At 47.3% G+C, this 6352-nt stretch carries 4 protein-coding genes; all 4 read left to right on the top strand.

Going from position 1 to position 6352, the window contains the following annotated elements:
• Positions 1-1130 (top strand): LTA synthase family protein (locus AMS66_RS34060; RefSeq protein WP_236703557.1); only part of this gene is annotated, 1130 nt, incomplete at its 5' end.
• A 317-nt stretch (positions 1131-1447) separates the two neighbouring features.
• The gene (locus tag AMS66_RS21410; RefSeq protein WP_053782706.1) at positions 1448-3154 is read left to right on the top strand and encodes an amylo-alpha-1,6-glucosidase; all 1707 of its coding nucleotides are present in this window, start codon (positions 1448-1450) and stop codon (positions 3152-3154) included.
• 193 nt (positions 3155-3347) lie between these two features.
• The gene (locus AMS66_RS21405) at positions 3348-5093 is read left to right on the top strand and encodes a sensor histidine kinase (protein ID WP_053782705.1); all 1746 of its coding nucleotides are present in this window, start codon (positions 3348-3350) and stop codon (positions 5091-5093) included.
• Positions 5071-6255 (top strand): response regulator transcription factor, encoded by a 1185-nt coding sequence (locus AMS66_RS21400; RefSeq protein WP_053782704.1) that lies wholly within the window; start codon positions 5071-5073, stop codon positions 6253-6255. Before AMS66_RS21405 ends, AMS66_RS21400 begins: the two co-directional genes overlap by 23 nt.
• The last annotated feature ends 97 nt before the right edge of the window (positions 6256-6352 follow it).

Here is a 6352-nt window from a genome sequence, read left to right as displayed (position 1 = left end):
GACAGGGAAATACGTCGGATGCCGAGTTTGTGGTGAATACATCGTTTTACACACCACCCAACGGAGCCGCAACTACCGTCTATGCCAATAAGGAGCTGCCAAGTCTGCCCAGACTAATGTCCGCGAACGGTTACCAGACAGCCACATTCCATACGAATGATGTGCACTTCTGGAATCGCGATCAGTTATACAAGGCGCTTGGATTCGACCATTATTATGATATTAAATATTTCGGAACAGAGGATTCCATCGCCTTCTCAGCATCGGATGAGGTGTTGTACAGCAAGACACTGGATAAACTCGAAGCCATGCAGAACACAGGGCCACCCTTCTATGCACAAATTATTTCCATGTCGGCGCATCACCCTTATCATTTACCAGAAGATAAGGTCAGTCTGACGCTGCCAGAACGGTTCAATAATACGTTGCCTGGGGATTATCTTGTATCCCAGCACTATGCCGATCAGGCGGTGGGGCAATTTATTGAGGGACTGAAAGAACGCGGATTATGGGAAAATAGCTTGCTTGTTGTTTACGGTGACCATCTGGGTCTGCCTATCTACTCACTGGATCGGACCGATGAGAAACTCATGCAGGAAATCTACGGTCGGGAGTACACGTCCGCGGACATGATCAATATTCCATTGATTGTAACGGCTCCTGGCATCACGCCGGCAGCTCAGCTGGAGCAGATCGGTGGACAGGTGGATATTCTGCCAACGATCGCCGGGTTAACCGGTGCCTCTCTACAGAACCAACTGTATTTTGGGCAGGATTTGCTGCGTGAAGGAAATAATCTGCTGCCAGAGCGCTATTATCTGCCCTCCGGTTCGGTATTAAACGATGCTTCACTGTTCGTTCCTGAGACGGGATACGGTGATGGTACGCATTACTCTCTTGCCGATGCCGGGAGACAGGATTTCGTTTCGGCAGATCTTGATCAAGGGATGAATCCGAACAGCCTGAAGGATGAACCCGCAATACCCGCATCCGTCATGCCAACTGAAGAGAAAGAGAAATCGACCTCTTCCGAATATATTACGAAGGAACAGTACGAACGAGCTTTGGATCTTCTACATTTGTCCAACAGTTATCTAAGTCAGTTACCGAATCGAAATGCAGTGAAATGATTCAACATGCAAAATGCACTTATTTTATTCCTTTCAATCCATGATAAAAAAAGACAAGAGCCCATGAAAATGTCCGATACCGGCCTGATTCATGGGCTCTTTCCATTCCGTCTAATCTCAGAAATAATTCCAGTTGGTCAGCTATTTTTTACAATCTAACATTTCCTCCCCAATCCTCTAACAAAAAGACACCTATACCCACTCAAGTCATCCAATACCAACAAATTACCTCTTTAGCAAGAACACCTGGACGTTCCTCCTTCTTGAGCAGCAGGTTACAATGAAAGCGTATTATTCCTTGTTGAAGGAGGACTATCATGAAATTTGATCTGAACATTGTACCCTTCAGCCGCAGAGAGTCGTTCCTTGCAGTCTCTCTTCTGCCTGAAGGCAAGAATAGACAGCAGGGCCTCTACCTTCGAACTGTGCGGGGCGGAGATGATAAATTTGGCGAGGCGTTCCGTATTGAACTGCTGGATCAGCAGAATCAGACGATTCCATTTACGCCGGAGGCTTCTCCAGAAGCCGTGCGGCTAAATTCGTCGGGATCGGCAGTCTTTGCCGAAATCTGTATTTCGGATAGTCGTACCGTTCGATTCCGTTCAACAGGCTGCGGTATCCGGTTAACCTTTATCCCGGCAGCCTATGATTATGCATATGAAGTGAATATAAACAGCTGGGAAGTGAACAGCTTTACCCATGAATGCCGCTTCATGCTGACTGGACTTGTGGGCGATCAGAAGATGGAAGTACCGTGGGATAAGACCAAGAGCTCACGTGTGATTGCAGAGTTCAGTGTGGATATGGACACGAATACGGCGGAGTTTGCCGTTGAGGAGTTCCGTACAGTGTGGGAGCCTCGATTAGAATGGGAATCCTTTGATGATGATGTGGAAGCGACCCGAACTGAATTTAACCAGTGGCTTGACAATAGTCTTACGATCCCTGATCGCTGGCAAGAAGCGCGGGAACTGGCGGCTTACATTACTTGGTCCTGCCTGGTTCCGGCGGAGGGATGTCTGACGCGTCCTGCAATGTACATGTCGAAGAACTGGATGACAAATATATGGAGCTGGGACCACTGCTTCAATGCGATGGCGCTTGTACGCCATGATCCAAAGCTTGCATGGGACCAGTTCATGATCTTTTTTGATCGACAAGATGAGAGTGGCTTGATTCCTGACTTTGTGAACGATAAATATGAGCTGTGGAACTGCAACAAACCTCCTATTCACGGATGGACACTGGCTTGGATGATGCAACGTACAGATTATATCCGCGAGGCGCAGCTTCGAGAAGTGTACGGTCCATTATCTAAGTGGACGAAATGGTGGTTCCGGTATCGTGATGGAGATGGTGATGGTATTCCCCAATATAACCACGGCAATGATTCCGGCTGGGACAACAGCACGGCATTTAATAATGGAATTCCCGTAGAAAGCCCGGATTTAGCCGCCTTTCTGATTATCCAGACGGAGCTTCTTGCTGAAATTGCTGGGTTGCTTGGGCTTACCAAGGAATCATCAGAATGGAGACAGCTGGCCGAAGATACGCTGGAGAAGATGATCAGCCACTTCTGGAAAGATGGAAGATTTATCTCCTTACGTTCAGGTACACATGAGCCTTCAGCTGGAGATAGTCTGCTATTATTCGTTCCGATTCTACTTGGTAAACGCCTGCCGGAACCAATCAGAGATGTTCTTCTGAAAGGGCTCGGGGAGGAGAATCGCTTCCTGACGGAAAATGGTTGGGCGACCGAGAGCATAAGCAGCCCTTACTATATACCAGACGGGTACTGGCGCGGACCGATCTGGGCACCCTCAACCATGCTACTCGTGGAAGGCGTAGCCGCAGCTGGCGACCTGGAGCTTGCTCAGGAAGTATCACGCCGCTTCTGCAGTATGCTTAGCCGAAGTGGAATGGCAGAGAATTTCGACGCGCTGACTGGTGAAGGTCTACGTGACAGGGCATTCACATGGACATCGAGTGTGTTCCTGGTTCTGGGGCACGAGTACGCAACCTAAAACAAATACTGCACGTCTCCGTCTGCTGTTTTAAACAGCTTTCCGGGGACGTGCTTTTCCCGTTCACCCGAAAAATTATATTTGCAAACAGTAATTTGAAAGCGTTACCATGAAATGATTGGATTCTTCTATAGGCTCCCTGTCCATGCTAGAATGCAAGTAGATATAGTTATAGCGAGAGGGGAAATCGTTTATGAACGTCCAGTGGATCAGGCAGCTTAATAAACGCTTTTTCTCTGGTACCTACCGCAGTATACGGACCAAGCTGCTCTTCTGTTTTCTCATCGTGACTCTGATTCCTCTGCTCTCTCTTGGGGCGTTGTCCTATTACCAATCCGCCAAAATTATTAATTCGCAGTTTGGAAAATATGGTGAAAATGCCGTAGCACAGCTGGAACAACAAACGAGTGCATCTTTAAGCCGGATGAAACAAATGAGTGAAACGATCTACTCTTATTTGCTTGATCCAGCCCATACAGATCTAAGGAATCAGGCCCCTGTGAGCTATAGTGAAATCATTGAGAAGAATGACTTTGAAGCCCTACTCAAATCGCTGCGGACAGACCTAACCGCAGGAATCTATATCATTACACCCTCTGGCTATTATTATGGAGAGAACAATTTGAATGTTGATAAGCTGAGAGCTACTCCAGAATGGAAGACAAAGCCTGCTTCTTATAAAGGAATATACTGGCTCGGATTTTATATGCAAAATCATGAAATGAGCAGCTCAGGTGATTCGAATCTCCCCGTCCTTGGGCTCGCTGTTCCGATTCATAATTCCAACGGAACGCAAAACGGCAGTACTATACTAATTGAGGAAAATGCACAGGAACTGATCCATATGTTCAAACTATTTGAGACAGATACGAAGTCGCATCTGACCATTAAAGCTTCGGACGGAAGGATTATATATGAGAGTGCCTCAGCTTTTACGAAGAAGGATAGTGATATTACATGGAACCGGACGCTTGCCGTGAACCAGTGGACCATAGAAGCAAGATTACCTGCCAAAGCCTTCTACCTATCCTCGGGAATTATCCGGTCGAATACCATTGTCGTGGCAGTTATTTCATGTCTGCTTGCTTTTGGACTCGCCTATCTGTTCTCGTCAAGGTTTACAGCGCGTATTCGTACGCTAAAGGATTCAATGCAGAAGGTCAGCTTCGGTAAGCTGGATACACGAATGCCGATCGAAGGTAGAGATGAGCTAGGTAGCCTTGATATGAGTTTTAACCGGATGGTAAGTGGTGTCCAATCGCTCGTGCAAGAAGTGGAACAGAGCGAACGACTTAAGAAGGAAGCGGAGCTGAAGGCTTTCCATTATCAGATTAACCCCCATCTGCTGTTCAATACGTTGAACTCCATTCAGTGGAAGGCCCGTCTGGAAGGGGCTGATGATATTCGTCAGATGTTATATCACTTAACGATGGTGCTGGAAGGAAATCTGGATATATCGCAGGAACTGATCACGTTGGGCAGAGAACTACGCATGATTGAGCATTTCCTGAAAATTCAGGAGATCAGGTACGGAAATGTTTTCAGATATGAGTTGAATTGTGAAGACTCGCTGAAGCAATATCTGATCCCGCGTATGACGCTGCAGCCGCTGTTTGAAAATATATTTTTCCACGGCTTCACGGATGGGATAGGTGTAATCAAGCTGGATGTCATCGTAGAAAGGGATGAGCTTCTGCTGACTCTCAGGGATGATGGAGCGGGTATGACGGAAGAAAAACGGGAGCGGTTGCTTTTGCCAGATCCGAAACGTCGTGGACGCGGAGGATTAGGCGTACAGAACGCAGACCAGAAATTCAAACTGCATTTCGGCCCGCAGTACGGGCTTACGGTACATTCGACTAAGGGTGAGGGCACAGCGATTGTCATTCATTGGCCCAAAGAGGAGGAGCGTCCGGATGGATACAGCAAAGAGAATTAAGGTGCTGATTGCAGATGATGAGAGCATTGTACGGAAAGGTCTACGCTCGACCGTACCTTGGGAGAAATTCGGAATGGAAGTTGTAGCTGACGCGCCCAATGGACAAAAAGCTTGGGAAGCCTTTCTGGAGCATAGGCCGGAAATTGTCATTACAGATATTGTAATGCCAGAGATGGATGGCATTGAGCTGTCTCGCAAGATAAAGGAGATGGCGGCGATGACAAAAATAATTCTGCTCAGTTGCCACCGAGATTTTGAATACGCACAACAGGGAATTCAGCTTGGGGCATCCGGATATCTTTTGAAGACCGCTTTTGAGGACGAAGAGCTTGAAGAGATGCTAAAGAAGTTCCAGCAGGAACTGTCGATCTCCACTCCAGCCTCTCCTAAGGATGAAGAACGTATGGAAACGCTGCTCTTTGCATGGCTGAACGGGCATAGCTATAAATTTCCAGAGGAGCTGGAGAAGCTACATGGCGGGCAATGGCATTTTAATGGTGAGCCGCTGTTGATATATCTGATTCGGACGGCAGAATGCGGAGCATCTTGGACCGGGATACTACAGGATGCGGGGAAGGATGACCGCAGCATGTGCGAGGGTACGATCATTCCTTATGGAGAAGAATACTGCTATTGGATTGTTCCCAATTCGCTCCGGGGAGCTGCAGATAGTCTTCTGATAGAAAGTAAGAGTAAATGCGGTAAGCTGAAATGGACTCGTAAAGAATCCTTGCTCCATAGCCATGATCTGAAACAGGCGTTCCAAAACCTTCATAAAGAAGCTGAGCTAGAGAGGCTCTATGGGATATCCGTAAATCAGTGGCCAGATCCGATCTGGAAAGCCGTGAATCTACTATATGCTAATCCCGCAGCTGACTGGTCAGCCAGCGAACTGGCGGAAGAGGTTGGACTCAGCCGCAGTCATTTCTCCATTCTGTTTAAGAAGGCTGTCGGTGATAGCTTCATTGCGTTCCAATATAAACGTAAACTGCGCCTTGCTTATGGCTTACTGCGGGATACACACCTAACCATGCAGGAAATAGCCGAGCGAACTGGACTTGGTGATAGCAAGTATTTCAGTAAATGGTTCAAACGCTGTACGGGTCAGACACCGAGCCATTACCGGGCCCAACAAAAAGACGACGGGTTCCGAACAGATTGACACCTGCTTCACTAATTCGAACAAAATCACAACAACATTCGAATAGATACACGTTTTGAACCGCTTTCATTCGAGTTACGATGAAAGCGGTTCAATT

Source organism: Paenibacillus xylanivorans (assembly GCF_001280595.1).
Classification (GTDB): domain Bacteria; phylum Bacillota; class Bacilli; order Paenibacillales; family Paenibacillaceae; genus Paenibacillus; species Paenibacillus xylanivorans.
The sequence above is the reverse complement of the archived record's forward strand: the minus strand, read 5'-3'. Positions and strand labels throughout refer to the sequence as shown.